Here is a 23,405-nt window from a genome sequence, read left to right as displayed (position 1 = left end):
GGTCCGGCAGAGCTCCGGGAGCCTCCCCTCAGAACAGGCCGACGGATTCTTCCGGGAAGCGGATCGCGAAGACCGCGCCTAAGCCCGGCCCGGCGCTCTCGGCCGTGGCGCGGCCGCCGTGCAGCTCGGCGATCCGACGGACGATCGAGAGCCCGAGACCGGTCGAGTTCTCGCCGCCGGTGGGCTTGGCCGACAGGCGCTGGAACCGGCCGAACACGCGGGACGAATCCTCCGGCGACAGGCCGGGCCCGTGATCGGCGACGGCGCAGACCAGCTCCGCGCCCCTCGGGCCCGGCTCACGGCTGACCCGCACCGTGATCGCGCCGCCGGCCGGGCTGTACTTGATGGCGTTGGAGACGAGGTTGTCGAGCGCCTCGCGGAGGCGCTCGGCGTCGCCGCAGAGGAACAGCTCGTCCGGGCCCTCGCAGACCAGGGTCTGGCCCTTGGCGTCGGCCAGCGGCCGGTCGGCCTCGCAGACCTCCTGGGCGAGGCCCGCGAGGTCCACCGGTTCCCGGCGCAGGCTGATGTCGAGGGCGTCGTTCATCGCGTCCGCCATGAGGCTGTCGATCATGGTCGTCAGCCCCTTCGCGCTGGTGCGCACGTGCTGCACCTGCGCCCGCATCTGCTCCCGGTCCCCTTGCATGTCGATCAGGTCGGACAGCATCTCGGCGCGGCCGAGGATCACCGCCAGCGGATTCTTCAGATCGTGCGCGATCGTGCCGAGGATCTCGGTCTTGAGGCTGTTGGCGCGCCGCAGGTCCGAGCGCTGCAGGTCCAGCCGGCGGTTCGCCCGGATCAGCTCCGCGGTCCGCTCGACGACCCGCCGCTCCAGGTCGGCGTTGGTTTGCTGCAGCCGCTCGTAGAGGATGACGTTGTCGAACGCGATCGACAGCCGGCTCGTGAACAGGGCGATGAGCGACCGGTCCGTCTCGGAGAGCTGGCGGTCGGCCTCGATCAGCGCGACGATCTCGCTGCCGCTCGCCGTGTGCAGGTACAGGGTCGACCAATGCTCGCCGAAGCTGTGGCGGCGCTCGGCGAAGGCCCGCTCAACGAGGGGTTGCACCCGCTCCTCCAGCGGCCAGGCCGGCTCGCGCCCGGCATAGTGGCCATAGCAGCCGGACCCGGCCAGGACGCAGAAGCGCTCCTGCGGGGCGGCGGTCTCGCGCAGGACCAGGATCCCCGCGCAGGCGACGTTCAGGAGCGAGGCGACCTGGGTGAGGACACCCTCGGCCAGGCGCTGCATCGATTTGTGGTCGAGGAGCATCGGCGCCGCGTCGATGATGATCTCGAGCCCACGCCGGGTCTCGTCGAGGCGCTTCAGCTGCTGATGGGCGCGCAGGGCCGCGGTGAGGCTGGTGAACAGCTTGTCGGCGGTCAGTTCGGTCTTCGCCTTGTAGTCGTTGATGTCGTAATCGACGATGATCCGCCGCTCCGGTGCCTGGCCGGGCTGGCCGGTCCGCAGGATGATGCGCACGGTCTCCTGCCGGAGTTCGCGCCGGATGTAGTCCACCAGCTCCAGCCCGGCATTGTCGGTCTCCATCACCACGTCGAGCAGCACCACCGCCACGTCGCGGCGCTCGGCGAGCAGCACCCGCGCCTCCGCGGCCGACCGGGCGGTGAGGATCTCCAGGCCCCGCCCGTCGAGGGTGTAGCTCGCCAGCGCGTAACGCGTGCCGTCATGGACCGCCGGATCGTCGTCGATCACGGCGATCACCCAGGCTCCCGCGGTCGGTTGCGCCTCATCGGGATCGTCGGGGATCAACGTGAGGGTATCATCGTCCATGGCTATGACCCGAAATGCTGCTCGCAACCGGACGACTACGCTAGAAATCGTGTTGAAAACTTGTCACGGTAACGTGAGCCGATACGATTCCTGCATTCGTTCCAGAGCGAACCCGGAAAGTGCGCACCGCTGCGATGACCATTCCAGACAGCCCCGCCCCCGGCACCGCCCGCGGCGTCGCGGCGATCCCGTCGATCGCCGTGGTCGACGACGAGGCGGCGACCCGCGAGATGGTCGGGGATTACCTCAAGCTCCACGGGTTCGCGGTGGTCCTGTGCGACGGCGGGCGCGCCCTGCGCGAGCACCTCGCCCACCACAGTCCCGACCTGATCGTGCTCGACCTGAACATGCCCGAGGAGGACGGGCTCTCCATCGTGCGCGACCTCAAGGCCCGCACGGCGATCCCGATCATCATGCTCACCGCCACGGCGAGCGCGATCGACCGCGTGGTCGGGCTGGAGCTCGGGGCCGACGATTACCTGCCCAAACCGTGCGAGTTGCGGGAGCTGGTCGCCCGCGTGCGATCGGTGCTGCGCCGCGTGCAGATGCCGGGCGCCGCGCCGGCCCCGGCTCCCGTGGGCGGACGCCGGATCCGGTTCGGCACCAAGTGGCTGGAACTCGACGCGCTGCGCCTGAGCGACGATGCCGGTCTGGAGCAGGCGCTCACCCGCTCGGAATTCGATCTGCTGAAGGCCTTCGCCGACAACCCGCGGCGCGCGCTCTCGCGCGAGCGCCTGCTCGACCTCGCCGACGCCCGCGACCCGGACGCGTTCGACCGCGCCATCGACGTGCGGATCAACCGCATCCGCAAGAAGGTCGAGCCGGATCCCGGCAATCCGCGCTACATCCGGACCGTGCGGGGTCTCGGATACATATTCCGCCCCGAGGGCGACTGATGTTCCCAGCTCAATGTTGCGTCGTGACGTGACAACGCAACAATTCGTGCTCCGACTTGGGCTGGAAGCAATATCGGCGGTACCGAGCTACCCTATCAGCGTGGCAGGACCGAGGGCCGCGGGTGCCCGGAGGACGGGCCATGCAACACGTGATCGGAACCTCGTCGGCCGCGGCGGTCGGCACGCTCTGCATCCTGGCCTTCGTCGGCTGGACCCCGGTGCCCGGCACCGTGACCGTGGAGGCCCGCGGCGGCGGCCGGGCCGCCGCGGCGGCCCGTGACGGCGTTCCCTGTGCTGGAGCGACCTGGCCCTACCCACCGGGCGCCTGCGCGGGTGCCGGCCCGGCCGCCCGGCGCGTCCGCCTCATCGCGGTCGATGCCGCGCCCGGCCCGCGGTGAGGGGCGGACCCGGCCATGCCGCACTTCAGCGATGATCCCGGCTTCGACGAAGATCCCGACCTGCTTCTCCGGCTGCGCCGCATGCTGCGCGGCGGCGATCCCCGGCCACGGCGTCTGCCGACCTGCGCGGAGCGGTTCGGCGTGCCCACGCCTCACGGCGCACCCACGCCGCGCGATGGCGCGCGTGACGCGCAGGATCCGGTGCTGGCCGGCCCCGCCCCGCGACGGGTCGGATCCCGACCGCGCTGAGACCGCGCGTGGTGGGTGGCTGCGAGGCGGCCTTTGCGAGCACAGCGAAGCGATCCGGCGGCGCCAGACCGACCGGGCGCGCGCAGCCCTGGATCACTCCGCTGCGCTCGTGACGGCGGAGCGGGCGGCATCGACCGAAGGCTGCGAGCGGCGACCGGAAGACTTGGTCGCCCGGGCGCCAGGACCCGTCGGAGCGCCGCCCGATTGCACCGCACTCCGGCCCGGCCTTAAGTTGCTGCCGGACCCCTATGTCGGGACGCGGATGCGGGTTGGACCCAAGATCGCCCTGGTCGGAGGCGTGCCGATCCTCGCCGCCGGCGCGATCGCCATGGCCGGCTGGCTGCTCCTGGCGCAGGAGGAGCGCGCCCGGCGCGGTGCGGTCCTGGTGGCCGACGTCTACCACGACATCGCCACCGCACGCTTGGTCCGCGATCAGTACGCCGCCGCGGACGCGCGGGACCGGTCCGCCTATGCCGAGCGCTTCGCCGGCCTGACGGCGCGGGCCGAGGCCGGTCTCGGCCGGCTCGCCGGCTTCGCCCGCATCGACGAACAGCGCGCGCGGATCGCCTCTGTGGAGCGGGCCCTGGCCCGCTATCGGGGCGAGATGGACGCCTTCGTCCGGCGGACGCGGGAGAATGACGGCCTGATCCGCGAGATGACGCAGCGGGCCGACACCCTGATCGACCTCACCGATCGGGCACGCCTGCGGCAGCAGGCCTCGAACGCGGACCTCGCGCGCTCGATGGCCGAGAAGGTCGAGGCGCTGCGTGTCGCCCGGGGACTCGTCGCCCGCCTCAACGCTCTGAGAGCCCGGAGCGCGGAGGGCGCCGTGGTCGCCGCCCAGACCGCCGCTCAGAATGCCGCCCAGACCGCGGCCCAGGCGGGAGCGCAGGTTGTGGCCGGGAGCGACGCCCCCGCGGGAGCGGCGGGCGCGGAGAGCGAGGGCCCGCGCGCGCAGAGCCTTTTCCGCGCCGCCAGCCGCGATCTCGCGACCGCTCTGCGGGCCGACGGCCGGGATGCCGACGCCGAGTCCCTCGACGGGCTCGCCGCCGAGGCGGCGGCGCAGAAACCGGATCTCCGCGCGAAGCTCGACGGCTGGATCGAGCGCGTTCTGAAGATCGAGACCTCCGGCCAGGAGAGCCTGCACGACGAGGTGGCGCAGCTGCTCGCCTATTCCGTGGAGGCCAACGAGATCGAGCAGGCCACCCAGAACGTCGCGATCGGCACCCTCAAGCTGGGGCCGCGCACCGCCGGCGCCCTCCTGCACCGGGATGCCGCCCTCGCCGAGCGGATGCGCGACGAGGGCGAGCGCCTCGCCCGGAGCGCCGCCTCGCTGCCGATCTCGCCGCTGATCCAGGCCGAAATGATTCAGGCCCTCGACGGCTGGCGCGCGCGCCTGACCACCACCATCGGGGGCCTGCGGCAGCAGAACGCCATGATCGTCGCGATGGACGGGCTCGCCGCGACGATGATCGACAGCGCCAAGGCGCTCAACGACGCCTTCGTGGAGGATGCCGACCGGTTCGGCATCTTCATCCAGCGGATCCTGCTCGCCGGCGCGGCCGGCCTCCTGCTGTTCGGCGCCCTGGTGGTGATCTTCGTCGCCCGCTCGATCCTGGTGCCGCTGCGCGCGCTCCAGGGCGATATGGTCATGCTGACCGGGAACCCGGCGGGGGCGGCCGTGCGGGGCACGGCACGCCGGGACGAGCTCGGCGACATCGCCCGCGCCACCGCGGTCTTCGTGTCCGAGATCACCCGCCGGGAAGGCGCGCTGCGCCGGGCGAAGGATCAGGCGGACGTCGCCCTGGTCGAGCTGCGCCGGACTCAGGACGACCTCGTCCGGGCCGAGAAGCTCGCCTCCCTCGGGCAGCTCGTGGCCGGAGTCGCCCACGAGATCAACACGCCGCTCGGCATCGCGCTGACCACCGGGACGCTCATGAGCGACGAGGCGCGGACCTTCCGGACGGGACTGTCCGCCGGCACGCTATCGCGCTCCCGGCTGACTCACTTCGTCGACCGGGTCGAGGAGGGCGCCACCCTGCTCTGCGCCAACCTCACCCGGGCCGCCGACCTCGTCCAGGGCTTCAAGCAGGTCGCGGTCGACCGGGTCAGCGACGAGAGCCGCAGCGTCGCGCTGGCGACCTGGCTCGACGACCTGCTGACGAGCCTGCGGCCGATGCTGCGCAAGGGCGGCCACGTCGTGGAGCGCGCCTGCCCGGCGGACCTCGTCATCGTCACCAATCCCGGGGTGCTGGCGCAGATCGTGACCAACCTCGTCGCCAACGCGGTCGTGCACGGGTTCCGGGCGGGCGAGCCGGGACGGATCACCGTGGACGTGTCGGAACGGGAGGGGGGCCTCGTGCGGATGGAGGTTCGCGATACCGGTCAGGGCATCCCGCCGGAGCACCTCGAGCGCATCTTCGACCCGTTCTTCACGACGGCCCGGAGCGCCGGCAGCACGGGACTCGGCATGCACATCGTCCACAATCTCGTGACCGCCAAGCTCGGCGGCCGCATCGCGGTCAGCAGCGAGCGCGGTCAGGGGACCGTCGTGCAGGTCGATTTTCCCGCAGAGGGCGCGGGAGCGGCCGCGCGGCCGCGGACCAGCGCGATCGGCACGCCGTGAGGCCGGCCGCGGCATGCCGGGCCGGGCTCCTCGCCCTGGCGGCCGGCCTGGCTTCCGGCCCGCTTTTCGACCCCGGCCCGGCGGCGGCGCGCACCTTCGTGTTCTGCTCGGAGGGCAGCCCCGAATCCTTCGATCCCGCCCGCGCCACGACCACCACCACGATGAACGCCGCGTGGCAGGTCTACAACACGCTGGTGGAGTTCGCGCCCGGCACGACGACGATCCGCCCGGCCCTCGCCGAATCCTGGACGATCTCGGAGGACGGCCGGACCTACGTCTTCGCCCTGCGGGACGGCGTCCGCTTCCACGCCAACGCGCGCTTCACCCCCACGCGGCCCCTGAACGCCGACGACGTGGTGTTCTCCTTCGCCCGGCAGCGGCGCTCCGGACCCGACGGCGCCGCGCCGGGCTTCCCCTACTTCCACGACCTCGGCCTCGCCGACCTGATCGAGGCCGTCGACGCCCCGGATCCGCGCCACGTCCGGTTCCGGCTGCGCGAGGCCGACACCACCTTCCTCGCCAACATCGCCCAGGCCTTCGGCGCGATCCTGTCGGCCGAGTACGCGGCGACCCTCGCGGCCGGCAACGCGTCGGACGAGATCGCGCGGGCGCCGATCGGGACCGGCCCGTTCGTGTTCGAGGGGTACCGGCCGGATCAGGTCCTGCGCTACCGCGCCTTCCCGGAATACTGGCGCCGCGCCGCGGACGACGGCGAACCGGGCGAGCGCCCCGACGGCCTCGTCTTCGCGATCACGCCGAACGCGGCGGTCCGGCTGACCAAGCTGCGGGCCGGCGAGTGCCACGCGATGGCGTTTCCGGCGACCGGCGATCTCGACGCGATCCGGGCGGAGCCGGGCCTGACGCTGCTCGCGCTCGCCGAGCTGAACGTCGCCTACCTCGCCCTCAACACGACCCGCTCACCCTTCGGAGACGTCCGGGTGCGGCGCGCGGTCAACCTCGCCATCGACCGGCGGGCGATCGTGGCGGGGGTCTACGGCGATGCCGGGATCCTGGCTCAGGGGCCGCTGCCGCCGGGGATCTGGGCCTATGACGCCGACCTGCCGGACACCCCCTTCGACCGCGGCGAGGCGCTGCGCCTGCTGGCCGAGGCCGGGCTCGCCGAGGGCTTCGACGTCGAGCTGTGGTATCCGCCGGTCAGCCGGCCCTACAATCCGAACGGTCGGCGCGTCGCCGACATGATCCAGGCCGACCTCGCGCAGGTCGGCATCCGCGCGCGCCCGGTGACGCGTCCCTGGAACGCGTACCGCGCCGCCCTGTACGGCGGAGAGCCCGCGCTGATGCTCTACGGCTGGACGAGCGACAACGGCGACCCGGACAACTTCCTGAGCGTCCTGCTCGGCTGCAAGGCCGCCCAGACCGGCGGCGCCAACCTCGCCCGCTGGTGCGACCCGGCCTACGACCGGCTGGTCGAGGCCGCCCGCCGCACCGGCGACCGGGCGGCGCGGCAGGCGCTGTACCGTCAGGCCCAGGCCATCGTCCGGCACGCGATGCCCTGGGTGCCCCTGGCCCACACCAAGGTGCATCTGGCGCTCCGCAACGACGTGCGCGGCCTGACGATGGATCCCCTCGGCCGCCACCTCTTCGAGACGGTGCGGTTCCGCGCCGCCCGGTGACGACGGCGGCGCGGGCCGACCTATCCGCCACGCTCACTTCTTGGTCCGCTGCTGGAAGACCCGCAGCACTTGGTTGCCCTGCGCCACGGCGTCGTCGAGGGCCTGCTGCGGCGACTTCGCACCGTTGAGCGCCGCCTCCAGCTCCTCGGCCCAGAGGTCGCGGATCTGCAGCATGTTGCCCAGGCGCAGGCCGGCGGTGTTGCGCGTCGGCGGGCGCCGGGTCAGCTCCTGCACGGCGACGTGGAGCTGCGGGTGCCGCTCGAAGAAGCCCTCCGCCACCGCGTCGGCGTAGGCGGCGCGCGTCGTGGGGATGTAGCCGGTGTTCCGGTACAGCGCGGCCTGCTGCCGTCCCTCCATCAGGAACGCCAGGAACCGGGCGACGCCGCGGTACTCGTCCGGCGTCTTGCCCTGCATCGCGTAGAGCGAGCCGCCGCCGAGGATCGCGTTCTGCGGCTCCGCGACGACGTCGGGATAGAAGGGCATCGGCACGACCGTCCAGTCGAACCGGGCCGCGGTGGAGACCTTGCCGTACAGGCTCGACGAGGTGAGGAAGATCGCGCAGTCGCCCGAGACGAACCGACTCTCGCCGCGATTGACGCGGTCGTTGTACTCGAACACGCCCGCGCGCTTCAGGTCGACGAGGTTCTGCAGGTGACGGACTTGGAGCGGGCCGTTGAAGACGAGCTCGGCGTCGTAGCCGTCCAGGCCGTTGGAGCGGGTCGCGAGCGGCCGGTCGTGCCAGACGGACAGCTGCTCGATATGCACCCAGGTCGGCCAAGCCGACGACAGGGCGCACCGCTTGCTGTCCGCCGCCTTGAGCCGCCGCGCGGCCTCGAAGACCTCCGGCCAGGTGGCCGGGGGTTTCTTGGCGTCGAGGCCCGCCAGACGGAACCGGTCGCGGTTGATCCACATGACCGTCGACGAGACGTTGAAGGGCAGGGACAGCATCCCGCCCTCGGCATCCAGGTAGTTGGTGGCGACGACCGGCAGGAAATCCTCCGGCGCCACCGAGAGCCCCGCCTCCCGCATCACGGTGGCGACGGGCCTGACGGCGCCGATCGCGGCCGCCATGGTGCCGTTCCCGACCTCGAAAACCTGCAGCAGGTGCGGCGCCGCGCCGGTACGGTAGGCCGTGATGCCGCTGCTGATCGTCTCGGCGTAGGAGCCCTTGTAGACCGGCACGACCCGGTAGTCGGGCTGCGAGGCGTTGAACGTCTCGGCGATGCGGGTCACCAGCTCGCCGTTCGGCCCATCGAGGGCGTGCCAGAACTGGAGTTCGGTGAGGGCTTCGGCGGGCAGCGGGCGCAGCGCGAGGAGCAGGCCGGCGAGCGCGCCGGACATCAGCGGCCTCAGGCGGCCGTCCCCGCGCCGCGCCGGTTGCCGCGCTCCGCTCATGCCAGCCGCTCCGGAAGCCACAGCCGCAGCACCGTGCCGGCGCCCGCGCTGCTCTGCAGTTCGACCCGCCCCTGGAGGCGGTTGACCACGAGGTTGTGGACGATGTGCAGGCCGAGGCCCGTCCCGCCGCGGGCACGTGCCGTGGTGAAGAACGGGTCGAACACGCGGCCGAGGTCGGCGCCGTCGATGCCGCGCCCGTCATCGGCGATCGAGAGGCCGATGCCGTCCCCGGACCGGATCCCCGTGATGGTGATGCGGCCACCCTCCCGCTCCTGAAAGCCGTGCTCGATCGCGTTCTTGACAGCGTTCGACACGACCTGCGCCAGGATGCCCGGCAGCGTGTCGACGACGAGATCGGGCGGGCATTCGACCACGAAGACGTGCCGGCCCGGTCGCGCCAGGGCGCGCAGGCTCTTCAGCAACTCGTCGATCCAGTCCGCGAGGTTCAGCGCGCGGCGGTCCTCGATGGCCTGATCGGCCGCCACCTGCTTGAAACTGTAGAGGAGGTCGGCCGCGCGCATCAGGTTGCTGGTCAGGAGCTGAGCGCCCTCCCGCATCCGCCCGGCATACTGGGTCAGCCGCGAGCGGGAGAGCTGGTTCTCGCCCACCAGCCGCTCGAACGCGGCCGAGTCGGACTGGACCTGCGTCGCCGTGGTCAGGGCGATGCCGAGCGGGGTGCTGATCTCGTGCGAGACGCCCGCCACGAGCTGGCCGAGCGACGCGAGCCGCTCCGCGCGGATCAGGTCCTCCTGGGCCTGCCGCAGAGTGGTGAGCGCGTCGTCGGCCCGCTGCGAGGCGTTGCGCCGGTCCGCCTCGCGACGGCGGATCTGCTCCAGGAACGCGTTCGTCGCCCTGGCGATGTCGCCGAGTTCGTCGCGCCGCGTGAGCAGGTGGCCGTCGCGGCCGATATCCTCTGGGGCGGGCGCGGCGGCGGCCGTGACGATGCTGTGCTGCAGGGCGTGCAGCGGCCGGGTGATCGAGCGCGCCACCGCGGCGGCGGCGCCGATCCCGAGGCACAGGGCGCCCACTGCCCCGACGACCAGGAGCTGCCGGATCACGCTGCCGAACTGGTCGGCATCGTCGATGAAGGCCCGGCTCAGGGTCTGCGCGTTGGCGCTCATCGTGGCGGCGCGGCTGTCCATGTCGGCGATGGTGTCGTTCTGCTCGCCGATCTTCTCGATCGTCGCGGCGAGCTGCGCGCGCCAGCCGTCGATCGCCTCCGCCATCTCGTCCCGGATGCTCACCGGGATGAGCAGCGTCCGGGACGTGCCCGACAGCTCCGCGCCCGCCTCCAGCACCCGCGACGCCTCCGCGGTGTCCCGGCGCGCGAGCGCCGCATCGGTCCGCCGGGCGAGGCGCAGGGCCGTGAGGGCGATGTCCTGGGCGGAGAGTTCGGCCTCGTTCGAGAGGACCGAGTGACGGATCAGGAGCGCGACCTCCTCGTACAGCCGGTTCTGGCGGGCGACGCTCACTTGGACGAGCTGGTCGCACCACTCGACCAGGACGCGGCCGGCCTGGGTGGCGCGGGTCAATTCGAAGCCCTCGGACAGGACCCGGTTGAGGTCGTCCTCGGTCCGGCTCCGGTCGCGATACGCCTTCAGGAGCTCCGTCGCCCGGTCCGCCGCCCCCGCCTCGCCGTCGACCCGCAGGACGCGGCGCAGCCGGTCGCCCACGGCGTCGAGCTGGCGCAGGTCGGCGGCGAGTTCGTCGAACTCGATCGGGAAGACCGGGCGGCCGATGCGCGCCCGGTTCAGCTCCGCGGTGCTGATCGCCTCGCGCAGCTCCCGGAGGGCGGTGACGACGCCCTGATTCCGCTCCAGCTCGGCATCCTTGACGGCCAGGACGGCGATCAACTGGGCATTGTCCTGCTGCTGGCGCCGGCGCGCGACGTCGGTCAGCGCGACCAGGGCGTCCGCCCGCCGGGCCATGTCGGCGATCGTGGCGGTCGCCGTGCGCTCGGAGAGCAGGAGCGAGCGCATCCGCGTCACCTGCGAGTTCAGATCGCCCGTGACGGTCGCCACGAGCGCGGACTGGCCGCGCGTGCGCGCGAGACCCTCGAGACGTTCGAGCTGCCCGGCCGCGGTGGCGGCCCGCTCGTCGAAGCGGCGCTCGGCCTCGTCCCGCCGCGCGGTGCCGCCGCTGACGGCGTCCGCCCGCGCCCGGTTCATCGACGTGAGCGTCTGCGCCGTCTCCGTCGCCACCACGGCGCCGGTCCGGGCGCGCTCGGCCTCGTAGAGCAGGATCCAGGCGCCCAGCGCGATGGCGGCCGCGACGAGGATCGGGATCGCGCCGACCACGAGGACGCGGCGCGCGATCCCGGACCGCCCGAACCCGCGGGTCATCGCGCCTCGCACCGTGTCCCGCGCCCCGTCACCCGTGCGGCCTCCCGATCGGTCGCCGATTCCGCGACGACACATTCCGTTATTCTGCCATCGGCGCGATGACTTCCCGAGAGCGCTGAAGCAACACGGGACGCAATATTCCCGCAGCACGGCTTCCGTAGATACCGCCTCGCACAACGGTCCTCGAAGACCGAACGAGGGGAAACACCATGCTCGACGTCATCGCCCGCCTCCTGCTCTCGGCCGGGATCATGGTCGGTACGACCTACCTGCCCGCGCTCTCGCGGGCCGTCAGCGGGCAGCCGGCCGGCACCCGGGTCGCCACCGCCCCCGCGCCTGCCTGCCCGGCGAAGCCCGCGACGGCCGGGATCCGCGCCCTGGCCTGCCTGGGCTGACCGGCATGGAGACGCTGCCTCTGGTCCTGCTCGTGGGCGGGAATGTTCTGCTCGCCATCCTGATCCCGCTCCTCGTCTGACAGCGCCGCGATCGTGATCTGCGAGCCGCCCGGGAAGCCGGTCGATCAGCACCGGCCCCGAACCGCCGCTGCGGTCGGAAGTTGCCCGACGGTGAGGCCTCGATTAGCCGGACCCCGCGGCCGGCTCGGGCCGCGCCCCGTGTCACGATCCGCCGCCGCCCATGCCCGAGTCTCCACGCCTCGCCCGGGACCGATCCCGCACCGCGGCCCTCGCTCTGGCGATGCTGATCGGCGCCGGCGATACCCGCCCGGGCTGGTCCCTCGACCTGCCGGACGGCCCGCGGCCCGCGCGGCCGTCCCGGCCGGTGGCGCCGGAGCTGGCCGCGGCCCTCGCGGCCTACAGGACCTACGTCGTGGCCCAGGCCGACGCCTTCGTGCGCGAGACCGCGCGCTTCGTCGCGGCGATCCAGGCCGGGCAACTCGCGGAGGCGCGCCGGCTCTACGCCCCGGCGCGCGCGCCCTACGAGCGCATCGAGCCGGTGGCGGCGCTGTTTCCCGAACTGATCAAGCGGCTCGACGTGCGCAGCGACGAGTTCGAGCTGCGCGAGCGCGATCCCGCCTTCGTCGGGTTCCATCGCCTGGAGATGGTCTTGTTCACCCTGAGCACGACGGAGGGGCTGGGCGAGATCGCGGAGCGGCTCGCCGCCGAGACCGTGACCCTGCGCGACCGCATCGCGGCGCTCGCTATCCCGCCCGCCAAGGCGGTCGGGGCGGCCTCGGCCCTGATCGAGGGTATCGCCGCCACCAAGATCAGCGGCGAGGAGGAGCGCTACAGCCGCACCGACCTGTGGGACTTCCAGGCCAACATCGAGGGCTCGAAGGTCGTGTTCACGCTCCTGCGCCCGCTCCTATCGGACCGCGACTTCGTGGCCCGGGTCGAGCGCAGCTACAAGCGGGTCGAGGACCTGCTCGCCCGCTACCGCAGCCCGGACGGCGGTTTCCAGAGCTACGACAACCTGACGGCCCGGGATCGCAACGCCCTGAAGGGTCCCATCACCCTTCTGGCTGAAGATCTGTCGACGCTGCGTGGCCGGCTCGGTCTAGACTGATATCATTGCCGAGGTGTCACCCTGTGGCCTTCCTTATAGGCTACAGTGCGGTAGCACGACCAGATTTTGCCGAGCGACAATGCGGTTCCCTTCACCGGTCACCACCCGCCGCCGGTTCCTCGGCGGCTTCGGCGCCGCCGCGCTCCTCGGGCCCGCCCGGGCCGAGGACGCGACGCCGACCACCGCCACCGAGGGCACGCTCGTCGCCCAGCCCTTCTACGGGCCTCATCAGGCCGGGATCGTCACCCCGCAGCCGGCCGCCGCCCTCTACGTCGCCTTCGACGTGCTGGCCGAGCGGCGCGGCGAGCTGCCCCACCTGTTCCGGACGCTCACCGAGCGCCTCGCCTTCCTGACGCGGGGCGGCGCCGTGCCCGATCTCCACCTCCAACTGCCGCCGCGCGATTCCGGCATCCTCGGGCCGACGGTCCTGCCGGACAATCTCACCGCCACGGTCTCGGTCGGCGCGAGCCTGTTCGACTACCGGTTCGGCCTGGCCCGCGCCCGCCCGCGCCATCTCGGACCCATGGAACGCTTCCCCAACGACGCCCTCGACCCGGCCCAGTGCCACGGCGACCTGTTGATCCAGTTCTGCTCGAACACCGCCGAGACCAACATCCACGCCCTGCGCGACGTCATCAAGGCGACGCCCGGCCTCCTCACGCCGCGCTGGAAGATCGAGGGTTTCCTCCCGCCCCACGTGGTGAAGACCATGGGGGCCGACACCGTGCGGAACATGCTCGGCTTCAAGGACGGCACCGCCAACCTCGACGTGCGGGATCCCCGGCTGATGGACCGCTACGTCTGGGTCGGGGCGGGACAGGACGAGCCGGCCTGGACGGCGGGCGGAAGCTACCAGGTGGTGCGGATCATCCGCACCCTCGTCGAGCGCTGGGACCGCACGCCGCTCGGCGAGCAGGAGGCCATCATCGGCCGGCACAAGGGCAGCGGCGCGCCGCTCAGGCAGGGACACGAGCGCGAGGTTCCCGACTACGCCGCCGACCCGGACGGCGAGGCCATCTCGCTCGCCGCCCACATCCGTCTGGCCAATCCGCGCCTGCCGGGCACCGAGGGCAGCCTGATCCTGCGCCGCAGCTACAACTATTCCCGCGGGCTGACCGCCGCCGGCCAGCTCGACATGGGCCTGCTGTTCGTCTGCTACCAAGCTGATCTCTCGGCCGGCTTCATCACGGTGCAGAACCGTCTGTCCGGCGAGGGCCTCGAAGAGTACATCCGCCCGACCGGCGGCGGCTACTTCTTCGCTCTTCCCGGCGTTCCGGGGCCCGAAGCCTTTCTCGGGGAAGGCCTGCTGGCCGCGGTCTAGACATCGCCGTACCAGGTACCGGTTTCCGGATGCGACGGAGCGGCCGCCGGATGTCGGGTCCGATCCGTTGCGTCGGATCATTGCGCGACGGCCGGCTCCATCCATCCTGACCGGACGGACGGGACGGCGGGACGAGCCGGGCGATGCGCCCCGCCGTCGCGGGGAGCCGACATGCTGGTCGATACCGGGGCGTGCGAGGGGATCGCGCACCTCTGCCGCGACGGGCGCGCGGTCCCGTGAGGGCCTGTGGCATCGACCGGGATGGCCTGCCTCCCGAACCGTCCCAATCCGATCGGACCGCGCGCCCGTCAGTCGGCGAGGTGCCGCAGGGCGGCGGCGTTGCGCAGGATGACGGTCCGGCGGTTCGGAGGCAGCTCGATCAGCCCCGCCCGCTCGAGCTGGGTGACGGCGCGGGAGACGCTCTCGATCGTCAGGCCCAGATGGTCGGCCATGTCGTTGCGCGACATGGGCAGGCAGACCGCCCCGCCAGCGTCCGCCGTCCGCTCCGAAAGGGCGAGCAGGAAGCTCGCGATCCGTTCCCGAGCGGATTGGCGGCCGAGCAGCATCATGTGCTCCTGCGCCCGCTCCAGGTCGCGCATCATCGCGGCCACGACCTCGCGGGCGAGGTTGCCGTCGTCGCCCGTCAACGCCCGCGGCTCGCGGCGATGGACGACGAGCCGCGTCTCGGTGACGGCGTCGGCGCCGAACCGGTGTTCCTCACCGCATTCCAGACCGAAGATGTCGCCCGGCAGGTAGAAGGCGCCGATCTGCCGCCGACCGTCCGACAGCAGCTTGTAGGTGCGCACCACCCCGACGACGATCTTGTAGAAGGACATCGCCCGGTCGCCCTCGGCGTAGATCTCCTCGTTGGCCGCGAGGGTCCTGCGCGTCACGGTCCGCGCGTCGGACGCGAGCGACGCGGGGAGGGCTGCCGGCGCGCCGCGTCCGAAGACGGGGGCGAGGCCGGCGGCGGCGAGGGCGGTCTGCATGGGAGCCTCCGGGAGCGGAACGTGGCTCTTGGCTACGCCCTTCCCCGGCGCGGCGACATTCGGGGGCTTCTCTTAAGGGGTTTTACGGAGGCCGATCCGGTCGTCGGGGTGGAGGGCCAGGGCCTCGTGGATCCCCTCCAGGAGCGAGCCGTCCTCGAAAGGCTTCTCGACCACGCGTCTGAAGCCGGCATCCGCCGCGAGGCGGCCCAGGTCGCCCGACAGGCGGCCGGTGATCAGGATCGCCGGCAGAGCGACGTTGCGCGCGCGCAGCCGGGCCACGAGTTCGAGCCCGTCCATGTCGGGCATCCGGTAATCGACCAGGAGACAACCGTCCGTCGGCAAGGCGACGTCGCGCAGAAGCTGCGCGGCGCCCGCGTACAGGCGGACCTGCAATCCTTCGAGCTCCAGGACGAATTTCAGGGAGTCGCGGACGGCCTCGTCGTCGTCGACGACGAGGACCGGCCCCGTGAGCTTCGGCATTGCGGTGCCCGATCCTTCGTTGGGCCGGCGTAGGCCCGCCTCGGGCCGGGCGCCTTGATCTGCCTCAAGCAGGTCCCCCGCGTGTCGCGTGGCCCGCGAACGCGGTTCCCGCTTCGCGCCCGACGCTGCCCCGACACGGTGCCCCGGAGGTCCGGAAGACTGGCCGGACACATGCCGGGTCGCCGCCGCGCTCAGTCGCCGTCCGCCTGTCCCGCGATCAGAGCCATGCGGACGAGCTCGGAGAGGCTGCCTGCCTGAAGTTTGGACATGACGTTCGCGCGGTAGATCTCCACCGTCCGCGGGCTGATGCCGAGGTCGAGGCCGATGACCTTGTTGGCCTTGCCGGCGACCAAGCCTTCCAGCACCTGCCGCTCGCGCTCGGTCAGCTCGGCCAGGCGCGCCCGCACCGCGTCGCGCTCGGACGCGCGCTTGCTGGTCCGGTCCGCCCGCGCCAGGGCCGAGCGGATGCTGGCGAGGAGCACCTCGTCGTCGAACGGCTTCTCGATGAAGTCGACCGCGCCGGCCTTCATGGCCTCGACCGCGAGGGCGACGTCCGCGTGGCCCGTCATGACGATGACCGGCGGCAGGCCGCCCCGTTGGCGTAGACGGTGCAGGAGCTCGACGCCGTCGATGCCGGGCATCCGCACGTCGGTGACGACGCACCCGACGCGCTCGGTCTCCGCGGCCAGGAAGGCGGTCGCGGAGTCGTGGACGCGGACGGCGAGCCCGTCGGTCGCCAGCAGGAAGGCCAGCGCCTGGCGCACCGCGAGATCGTCGTCCACGATGTGCACGGGCGCGTCACTCGACATGAGCCATCTCCTCGCGGTCGAGGGTGCGCAGGGTGAAGCGGAAGGTGGTCCCGCCGTCCGGGCCGGGGCCGGCCTGGATCTTGCCGCCGTGGGCCTCGACGATGGTCCGGCAGATGGACAGGCCGACGCCCATGCCGTTCGCCTTCGTGGTCACGAAGGGCTGGAAGAGCTGCTCGGCGATCTCTGGGGCGATGCCGGGTCCGGTATCCGACACGCGCACCTCGACCAGGCCCTCGGCGGGGAGCGCCCGCGTGGCGACGGTCAGGTCGCGCCGGGCGACATCCTGCATGGCCTCGATCGCGTTGCGGATCAGGTTGAGCAGGACCTGCTGCACCTGGATCCGGACCGCCATCACGAGGGGCGCGTCCGGGTCGAGGTCGAAGCGGACGCGCACGCCCTTCTCCTTGGCGCCGACGAGGGCGAGGGCGCTCGCTTCCTCGATCAGCTTGGGCAAGCCCTCGATGTGCCGCTCGCTCTCGCCGCGCGACACGAAATCCCGCAGGTGCCGGATCACCTGCCCGGCTCGCAGGGCCTGGTCGGCAGCCTGGTTCACCGCGTCGGCGAGCAGGGGCACCTCGGGACCTTCCATGCGCCCGAGGAGGCGGCGGCAGCCTTTCAGGTAGCTCGCGATCGCCGTCAGCGGCTGGTTGATCTCGTGGGCCAGGGTCGATGCCATCTCGCCGAGGGCGGTGAAGCGCGACATGTGCACCAGCTCGGACTGCAGCTCCTGCAGGCGGGTCTCGGTCTGGTTCCGCTCGGTGAGGTCGCGGATGAAGCCGGTGAAGTAGCGCTCGCCGCCCGAGCGCATCTCGCCGACCGACAATTCCATCGGGAAGGTCGAGCCGTCCTTGCGCTGCCCGACCACGACTCGGCCGATGCCGATGATCCGGCGCTCACCCGTCACGAGGTAGCGGGACATGTAGGCGTCGTGCTGGCTGCGGTACGGTTCCGGCATCAGCAGGCTGACGTTCCGGCCGACCACCTCGTCCGAGCCGTAGCCGAACTGGCGCACGGCGGCCGCGCTGAACGATTTGATCTGCGCCTGCTCGTCGATGACGATCATCGCATCGGGCACCGTGTCGAGGATCGAGCGCAGGTGGGCCTCGCGCGCCCGCAACTCCTCGTCGGCCTGCTTCTGCTCGTGGATGCTGAAAACCACGCCGCGGTGCCGGCACGGCCGACCGTCGGCACCGACCTGCACGCGCCCGCGCGAGCGCAGCCAGTGAACGCGTCCGTCGGGATGCACGGTGCGGAAGTCGATCTCGTAGCTCCCGCCGTCCGTCAGCGCCCGCCCGATCGCCGCCGCCCTGGCGGCGCGATCGTCCGGATGCACGAAGGCCTGCGTCTCGGCAAAGGTCGTGAGACGCTCCGGCGGCACACCGAACAGGCGGATGCAGGACGGGAGGATCGTGACGCGCCCGGTCGGGATGTCGAGGGCCCAGCCGCAGATGCCGGCTTCGTCGAGCGTCAGCCGCAGGCCGTCCGCGTCGAACGGGTCGCCGTTGCCCGCGGCGGGCACGTATGGGGGTTCAGGCGTCGTCATGTCGGCCGCGCAGGGGGACGGCACCGTCATCCGTCCAGGTCGTCGGCGCCCGTCTTACACCGCCGGTTGCATCGGAAAACAGCCGGCGCGCGGGGATGTCCTCGGTCCGGCCTCATCACCGCGCGCGGCGCTGCCGGCTAGGCCGCGCGGCTGTGCATCGCGGCAGAGGTGCCGAGATGCGCGTCGAAGGCGGCGGCGACGCTTCTCACGAAGGCCCTCGCGTCGTCGGGGACGTGGAGGGTGGCGCCTTCCCGGCGGACCAGCCCGTCGGCCAGGAGCCGCGGCAGGCGAGGCAGCGCGGCGAGGAGCGCGTCCGGATCGCGCCGATGCGCGCGGCACACGGCACCGACATCGACTCGGAACTCGCACATGACCCGCTCGATCAGGTCGGCCCGGAGCCGATCGTCCGGCGTGAGGGCGTAGCCCTTCAGCGTCGCGAGCGCCCCTCCGGCGACCCGGTCCGCGTAGCCGCGCAGCGCCGGGTCGTTCTGGACGTAGCCCTGCGGCAGCCGCCCGATCGCCGATGCCCCGAAGCCGATCAGCAGGTCGCCCGGATCCGTCGTGTAGCCCTGGAAATTCCGGCGGACCGCACGTCCCGCCCGCGCCAGCGCATCCCCCGGCAGCGCGAAGTGGTCGAGCCCGATCCGCGCGTAGCCGGCCTCACCGAGCAGGGCGGCGATGGCCTCGGCTTGGGCCTGCCGGACGCGGCCATCCGGCAACGTCGCGTCCTCGATGTGGCGCTGATGCTTCTTGAACGTCGGGACGTGGGCGTAGCCGAACACGGCCAGGCGATCGGGCCGCAACCGCAGGGATTGCCGGACCGTCTCGACGCAGGACGCCACCGACTGATGCGGGAGGCCGTAGATCAGATCGAGATTGATCCCGTCGACGCCCGCGGCCCGGAGACCCGCGACGGCCGCCGCGGTCTCCGCGAAGCTCTGGCGGCGCCGGATCGCGTCCTGGACCACCGGGTCGAAGCTCTGGACACCGAGGCTGGCCCGCGAGACGCCCGCGGCGCCGAGCGCCCGCGTCATCGCAGGGGTCAGGGTGCGCGGATCGATCTCGACGGCGATCTCGGCGTCCGAGGCGACGGGGAAATGGTCGCGGAGGAGCGCGACGAGCTCGCGGAAGGCGTCCGGCGTCACGATGGTGGGCGTACCGCCCCCGAAATGCACGTGGCGGACGCGCGGAGCCCGGTCGAGGTGGCGCGCGACGAGCACCGTCTCGGCCCGCAGGGTGGCGAGGTAGGCGGCGATGGGCGCGTCGTGCTGGGTGATGGTCGTGTAGCACCCGCAGTACCAGCACATCGACCGGCAGAAGGGGACGTGCAGGTAGAGCGACGCGGTCGCGTCTGCGGGGATCCCGCGCAGCCAGTCCCCGTAAGTTCCGGCATCGACCGCGTCGGTGAAATGGGGACTCGCCGGGTAGCTCGTGTAGCGAGGCAACCGCTCCGCGCCGTAGTGCGTCCGCAAGACCTCGCGCATGCGCGTTTCCTCATCGTCCGCGCCGGGACCCGCACCGGCCCGCGCTGTCGAAGCAGCCGTATCGTCTGGCTGCCTGCGCGACCTTGATCTGACGCAATCGCCCTGACGGCAGGACGTGCGGTGGCGCGCGCCTCCGGGTTGGCAGACTGAACCGCTCCGGATGCCGCGGCCGCGTGACGTCGGCCGTCGTGCAGGACGCGGGACTCCGCGCCTCGGCGATTTTCGCCAGCGCGGTCGCCATCGGGCGCCGGCCGGAGAGGGCGATCCGGTGAGGGCCTCTGGCTGTCCGCTTCAGCGGAGTCCTACCGAGGGACCACGGTTGCGCATCTGATTAGGGACATCAGGCCGAGGGTCTGACGTTCTCCTGTCCTGTGCCGAACAAGGCCCGTCATCGCGTCGACAGGGCGTCCCGCTTCGGCGCGGTGACCTGCCGGAGCAGGCGTCCGAGCTGCTCGGCCGAGTACGGCTTGTGCAGGACGGAGAACCCGTGCGTGCCGTCCTGTGCGAGGACGTGGCTGTAGCCCGAGGCCAGGAGCACCGGCAGTCGCGGCATCCGGCGCCTGAGCTCCTGCGCGAGGGCCAACCCGCCCATCCCCGGCATCACCACGTCCGAGAACACGACGTCGAAATCCGCCCCCTCGGATCCGAGCCGGTCCAGAGCCTCCTCGGCATTCGCCGCCCAGCTGGTCTCGTAACCGAGATCCTCCAGGATCTGCGTGGCGAAGGTGCCGACCTCGACATTGTCCTCGACCACGAGAACGCGCTGTCCGGAACCGATGGGAGAGGCCGGCTCCGCGGCGGCGACGGCCACGTGCGGCAGGGTCTCGGCCGCGACTTCGGGCAGGTAGAGCGTGAAGGTCGTCCCCGCGCCGAGCACGCTCTCGACCGCGACATCGCCGCCCGATTGCTTCGCGAAGCCGAACACCTGGCTCAGGCCCAGGCCCGTCCCCTTGCCGACCTCCTTGGTGGTGAAGAAGGGCTCGAAGATCCGGTCCAGCACCTCCGGGGCGATGCCGGAGCCGGTATCGGTCAGCGCGATCGCGGCGAAGGGCTGGGCGCTGGCCGCGTGGCCCCGGATCGCCGGCAGCGGGCAGGTGCAGGTCAATCGCAATGTGAGGGTGCCTTCGCCGTCCATCGCGTCGCGCGCGTTGACGGCGATGTTCACCAGCGCCGTCTCGAACTGGCTCAGGTCGGCGCGCACGGCGCAGGAGATTTCCGGGACCTCGGTGACGACGCGGATCCGCGCCCCGGTCACCGTGTCGAGCAGCTCGGCCACGGCCCGCAACCGGTCGCCGAGGTCGAAGACCTGCGGGGCCAGGGTCTGGCGGCGGGCGAAGGCGAGAAGCTGGCCGGTCAGCTTGGCGGCGCGATCGACCGTGTTGGACACCGCGTCGAGGTAGCGGGCCTTGCGCGCCTCGGGCAGTTCGGGCCGGCGCAGGAAGTCGACGGACGAGCGGATGATGGTGAGCAGGTTGTTGAAGTCGTGCGCGACGCCGCCCGTGAGCTGACCCACCGCCTCCATCTTCTGCGACTGGCGCAGCGCTTCCTCGGTCTTGAGCAGCTCCCCGGTGCGTTCCGCGACACGGCTCTCGAGCGTCTCGTTCAGCTCGCGCAGACCGTCTTCGGCGAGCTTGCGGTCGTGGATGTCGGTCGACGTCCCGAACCAGGCGGTGATGGTCCCGCCGGGATCGCGCAGCGGCTCGGCCCGGGCCATGTACCAGCGATACGCTCCGTCGTGCCGGCGGTAGCGGACCTCGATCTCGTAGGTGACGCCGCGCTCGCGCGCGTCCGACCAGACCGCCGCCGTCCGCGCGCGGTCGTCCGGATGAACCGCCTCGATCCAGCCATCGGGCAGCGACGCCCGCGTGTCGAGGCCGGTATACGCGCACCAGCGGTCGTTCAGGAAATGCAGCTGGCCGTCCGGCGAGGCGAACCAGACGAAGGCTGGCACGACGTCGGTCAGCGTGCGCAGCCGTGCCTCGGCCTCGCGGCGCTCGTCGATGTCGATCACCGACCCGAAGTAGCCGAGAAACGCGCCGTCGGCGTCGAAACGCGGCGAGGCGGCGTCGAGCGCCCAGCGGTAACGTCCGTCCCTGTTCCGGAGGCGGTATTCGAGGCGGAACGACGTCCGGTCCGCGTTCGCTACCAGGAACGCCTGTTCGGACCGGATGCGGTCGTCGGGATGGATCGCGTCGAGCCAACCGAGCCCGAGTGCCTCGGCCTCGGCCTGCCCCGTGAACTCGTACCAGCGACGGTTCAGGTAGATGCACGCGCCGCTCTCGTCGGTGATCCAGGTCATCACCGGGGCGTCGTCCGCCATGGCGCGGAACCGCGCCTCGCTCTCCCTGAGCCGCGCGTCGGCCTCGTGCCGGAACGTGACGTCGCTCGCCATCCCGAACCACTCGGTCACGGTCCCGTGCCGATCGATCACCGGCACCGCGCGCGACAGCGTCCAGCCGACGCGGCCGTCGGCGCGCCGGACCCGGTGCTCGAGCTCGAACAGGCCCTTGCGGCGGACCGCGTCGTTGACCGCAGCCTTGACCGCCGGCCTGTCGGCCGGATCGACGTAGTGATCGAGCCAGCGCACGCTCGGCTCCGCCAGGTCGGACAGGAAGCCGCGGCCGTCGAGCTGGCGCATCTCCTGCCAGTCCGAACTCATGTGGTAGACCACGTCGGAGGTGGCGTGGACCAGGGCCCGGAGCCGCGCCTCGCTGACCCGCAGGCTCGCCTCGACCCCGACACGCTCGATATGCGCCCAGCAGCGCTCGGTGACTTCGCGGATGAGCGCGAGCTCGGCGTGCGACCAGCGGTGGGGGTGCGCGTGGTGGATGGCCATCAGGGCCGCGAGCCGGCCGTCCTTCACCAGCGGCATGCAGATGGTGGCCGCGATCCCGATCGCCCGGAAGGTCTCGGCCTCGTGCGGGGCGAGCTCGGCGACGTTGTCGTTGACGATGAGGGGCCGACCGGCATTCAGCTCCTGGACGGCCAGCGCGCCGAAATCGGCGAGGCTGTAATGCCCCAGGATCGAGGGCGATGTCGGGGCGTGCCAGTTGCCGCGGATGGTGAAGCCGTCGCCGTCCGGATCCATGTCGGCGTAGGCGCAGTTCGACAGGTTCAGGTGCGCGCCCACGCAACGCGTGGTGATCTCCAGGATCGCGCCGGCGTCGCGAGCATTCGCGGTTGCCTGACCCAGCTGGTCGAGGAAGCGGAAGCGGCTCTCGTTCTCGGCGATCCGGCGCGCGCTGAGGACGCGTTCGGTGATGTCGAGCGCCGTGGCGAGCGTGCCGATCGGCGTGCCCCGATCGTCCAGGACAGGGGTGTATTCCAGGTCCATCCAGGCCGTCTCGGCGCGCCCGTGCCGCCAGAGCTCGAGTTCGTGGGCGCGGAAGCTGAGCGGGCGACCGGACAGGCCGCTCGCGATCACGTGCGCGTTGAAGGCGCGGGCTTCCGGCCAGAGCTCCAGGAGGCGCCCGCCGAGGGCCTCCGGATGATGGGGGCCGCAGATCTCCGCGTAGCCCTGATTGTAGACCAGGATGCCGTCCCGGCCCCAGATCGCCACAGTCGGGACCGGCGAGAGCAGCAGGGTCTGGACGATGGTGCGGACGGGCGCGGGCCAGGTGCCGATGGCTCCGAGCGGTGTCGCCGCCCAGTCGTGGCTGCGGATCAGGTCGCCGAGCGCCCCGCCTCCGACCGGAGACCAGTTCTGCGGGACGGCCGCGCCCGTCATCGATGTGAATACGGAAACCAATGCATCGCGGTGCTTGTCGACGCGCGGGCGCGCGTCGTCAACGGGGCGGGCGCCTCGGGGCAGGCGGCGCCCTGATGGCGCGCCGCGCGAGTCCCGCCTTCGCACCCAGCGGGGCGACCGGTCGGCCTCGGGCGTCCCGACGTTCCCTCCCGGGGGCGAATCCGCTAGGCGTGGTCGCCGGTCC

At 71.9% G+C, this 23,405-nt stretch carries 17 protein-coding genes; 8 read left to right on the top strand and 9 right to left on the bottom strand.

From position 1 onward, the window contains the following. Window positions 1-28: 28 nt before the first annotated feature. Complete coding sequence (locus ME121_RS02875) at window positions 29-1,783, bottom strand: ATP-binding response regulator (protein ID WP_012320230.1); 1,755 nt, start codon at window positions 1,781-1,783, stop codon at window positions 29-31. Between the two features lie 134 nt (window positions 1,784-1,917). Here ME121_RS02875 and ME121_RS02870 point away from each other — a divergent pair, with 134 nt between their 5' ends. From ME121_RS02870 to ME121_RS02850, 5 genes are all read left to right on the top strand, one after another. After that, window positions 1,918-2,679 carry a response regulator gene (locus ME121_RS02870; RefSeq protein WP_012320229.1) on the top strand — a complete coding sequence of 254 codons (762 nt, stop codon included), beginning with the start codon at window positions 1,918-1,920 and terminating at the stop codon, window positions 2,677-2,679. 140 nt (window positions 2,680-2,819) lie between these two features. Continuing rightward, complete coding sequence (locus tag ME121_RS02865) at window positions 2,820-3,077, top strand: hypothetical protein (RefSeq protein WP_012320228.1); 258 nt, start codon at window positions 2,820-2,822, stop codon at window positions 3,075-3,077. Between the two features lie 15 nt (window positions 3,078-3,092). After that, window positions 3,093-3,326 (top strand): hypothetical protein, encoded by a 234-nt coding sequence (locus ME121_RS02860; protein WP_024829399.1) that lies wholly within the window; start codon window positions 3,093-3,095, stop codon window positions 3,324-3,326. 262 nt (window positions 3,327-3,588) lie between these two features. Next, window positions 3,589-5,952, top strand: a complete 2,364-nt coding sequence (locus ME121_RS02855) for a sensor histidine kinase (protein WP_059408324.1) — start codon at window positions 3,589-3,591, stop codon at window positions 5,950-5,952. Continuing rightward, complete coding sequence (locus ME121_RS02850; protein ID WP_059408323.1) at window positions 5,949-7,586, top strand: ABC transporter substrate-binding protein; 1,638 nt, start codon at window positions 5,949-5,951, stop codon at window positions 7,584-7,586. The genes ME121_RS02855 and ME121_RS02850 overlap by 4 nt, the downstream gene beginning before the upstream one ends. 33 nt (window positions 7,587-7,619) lie before the next feature. On the opposite strand, the gene ugpB is transcribed toward ME121_RS02850, so the two are convergent. Next, window positions 7,620-8,927 (bottom strand): sn-glycerol-3-phosphate ABC transporter substrate-binding protein UgpB, encoded by a 1,308-nt coding sequence (gene ugpB / locus ME121_RS02845; protein WP_089231076.1) that lies wholly within the window; start codon window positions 8,925-8,927, stop codon window positions 7,620-7,622. A 50-nt stretch (window positions 8,928-8,977) separates the two neighbouring features. Beyond that, complete coding sequence (locus tag ME121_RS02840) at window positions 8,978-11,323, bottom strand: sensor histidine kinase (protein WP_012320224.1); 2,346 nt, start codon at window positions 11,321-11,323, stop codon at window positions 8,978-8,980. A gap of 209 nt (window positions 11,324-11,532) precedes the next feature. Here ME121_RS02840 and ME121_RS02835 point away from each other — a divergent pair, with 209 nt between their 5' ends. The 3 genes from ME121_RS02835 to efeB all read left to right on the top strand — a co-directional run bounded on the left by ME121_RS02835 (window position 11,533) and on the right by efeB (window position 14,168). Next, window positions 11,533-11,718: a hypothetical protein gene (locus tag ME121_RS02835; RefSeq protein WP_024829403.1), complete on the top strand. Its 186-nt coding sequence runs from the start codon at window positions 11,533-11,535 to the stop codon at window positions 11,716-11,718. Between the two features lie 241 nt (window positions 11,719-11,959). Next, complete coding sequence (gene efeO / locus ME121_RS02830; RefSeq protein ID WP_043074092.1) at window positions 11,960-12,847, top strand: iron uptake system protein EfeO; 888 nt, start codon at window positions 11,960-11,962, stop codon at window positions 12,845-12,847. A gap of 79 nt (window positions 12,848-12,926) precedes the next feature. Continuing rightward, window positions 12,927-14,168, top strand: coding sequence for an iron uptake transporter deferrochelatase/peroxidase subunit (gene efeB / locus ME121_RS02825; protein WP_012320221.1), 1,242 nt, complete (start codon window positions 12,927-12,929; stop codon window positions 14,166-14,168). A 308-nt stretch (window positions 14,169-14,476) separates the two neighbouring features. Here efeB and ME121_RS02820 read toward each other — a convergent pair whose 3' ends face one another. The 6 genes from ME121_RS02820 to ME121_RS02795 all read right to left on the bottom strand — a co-directional run bounded on the left by ME121_RS02820 (window position 14,477) and on the right by ME121_RS02795 (window position 23,200). Continuing rightward, window positions 14,477-15,157 (bottom strand): helix-turn-helix domain-containing protein, encoded by a 681-nt coding sequence (locus tag ME121_RS02820; protein WP_012320220.1) that lies wholly within the window; start codon window positions 15,155-15,157, stop codon window positions 14,477-14,479. 72 nt (window positions 15,158-15,229) lie between these two features. Further along, on the bottom strand, window positions 15,230-15,637 hold the full coding sequence (locus ME121_RS02815; RefSeq protein ID WP_024829406.1) for a response regulator transcription factor: 408 nt from the start codon (window positions 15,635-15,637) through the stop codon (window positions 15,230-15,232). 191 nt (window positions 15,638-15,828) lie between these two features. Beyond that, the gene (fixJ, locus tag ME121_RS02810; protein ID WP_012320218.1) at window positions 15,829-16,446 is read right to left on the bottom strand and encodes a response regulator FixJ; all 618 of its coding nucleotides are present in this window, start codon (window positions 16,444-16,446) and stop codon (window positions 15,829-15,831) included. After that, entirely contained in the window at window positions 16,436-17,989 is a 1,554-nt protein-coding gene (locus ME121_RS02805) for a PAS domain S-box protein (protein ID WP_024829407.1), read from the bottom strand. Before ME121_RS02805 ends, fixJ begins: the two co-directional genes overlap by 11 nt. Window positions 17,990-18,126: 137 nt before the next feature. Then, on the bottom strand, window positions 18,127-19,473 hold the full coding sequence (gene hemN / locus ME121_RS02800) for an oxygen-independent coproporphyrinogen III oxidase (RefSeq protein WP_059408321.1): 1,347 nt from the start codon (window positions 19,471-19,473) through the stop codon (window positions 18,127-18,129). A gap of 388 nt (window positions 19,474-19,861) precedes the next feature. After that, window positions 19,862-23,200, bottom strand: coding sequence for a PAS domain S-box protein (locus ME121_RS02795; RefSeq protein WP_089231060.1), 3,339 nt, complete (start codon window positions 23,198-23,200; stop codon window positions 19,862-19,864). Window positions 23,201-23,405: the final 205 nt, after the last annotated feature.

Source organism: Methylobacterium sp. ME121, from assembly GCF_000974725.1.
Lineage (GTDB): Bacteria > Pseudomonadota > Alphaproteobacteria > Rhizobiales > Beijerinckiaceae > Methylobacterium > Methylobacterium radiotolerans.
This window is presented reverse-complemented; position numbering and strand designations above follow the sequence as displayed.

Excerpts from the sequence above, each read along its gene's own strand:
- ME121_RS02820 (WP_012320220.1), bottom strand. The coding sequence starts at position 15,157 with ATGCAGACCGCCCTCGCCGCCGCCGGCCTCGCCCCCGTCTTCGGACGC.
- hemN (WP_059408321.1), bottom strand. The coding sequence starts at position 19,473 with ATGCGCGAGGTCTTGCGGACGCACTACGGCGCGGAGCGGTTGCCTCGC.
- ME121_RS02815 (WP_024829406.1), bottom strand. The coding sequence starts at position 15,637 with ATGCCGAAGCTCACGGGGCCGGTCCTCGTCGTCGACGACGACGAGGCC.
- ME121_RS02870 (WP_012320229.1), top strand. The coding sequence starts at position 1,918 with ATGACCATTCCAGACAGCCCCGCCCCCGGCACCGCCCGCGGCGTCGCG.
- ugpB (WP_089231076.1), bottom strand. The coding sequence starts at position 8,927 with ATGTCCGGCGCGCTCGCCGGCCTGCTCCTCGCGCTGCGCCCGCTGCCC.
- efeO (WP_043074092.1), top strand. The coding sequence starts at position 11,960 with ATGCCCGAGTCTCCACGCCTCGCCCGGGACCGATCCCGCACCGCGGCC.
- efeB (WP_012320221.1), top strand. The coding sequence starts at position 12,927 with ATGCGGTTCCCTTCACCGGTCACCACCCGCCGCCGGTTCCTCGGCGGC.
- ME121_RS02875 (WP_012320230.1), bottom strand. The coding sequence starts at position 1,783 with ATGGACGATGATACCCTCACGTTGATCCCCGACGATCCCGATGAGGCG.
- ME121_RS02860 (WP_024829399.1), top strand. The coding sequence starts at position 3,093 with ATGCCGCACTTCAGCGATGATCCCGGCTTCGACGAAGATCCCGACCTG.
- fixJ (WP_012320218.1), bottom strand. The coding sequence starts at position 16,446 with ATGTCGAGTGACGCGCCCGTGCACATCGTGGACGACGATCTCGCGGTG.
- ME121_RS02865 (WP_012320228.1), top strand. The coding sequence starts at position 2,820 with ATGCAACACGTGATCGGAACCTCGTCGGCCGCGGCGGTCGGCACGCTC.
- ME121_RS02835 (WP_024829403.1), top strand. The coding sequence starts at position 11,533 with ATGCTCGACGTCATCGCCCGCCTCCTGCTCTCGGCCGGGATCATGGTC.
- ME121_RS02840 (WP_012320224.1), bottom strand. The coding sequence starts at position 11,323 with ATGACCCGCGGGTTCGGGCGGTCCGGGATCGCGCGCCGCGTCCTCGTG.
- ME121_RS02855 (WP_059408324.1), top strand. The coding sequence starts at position 3,589 with ATGCGGGTTGGACCCAAGATCGCCCTGGTCGGAGGCGTGCCGATCCTC.
- ME121_RS02795 (WP_089231060.1), bottom strand. The coding sequence starts at position 23,200 with ATGACGGGCGCGGCCGTCCCGCAGAACTGGTCTCCGGTCGGAGGCGGG.
- ME121_RS02805 (WP_024829407.1), bottom strand. The coding sequence starts at position 17,989 with ATGACGACGCCTGAACCCCCATACGTGCCCGCCGCGGGCAACGGCGAC.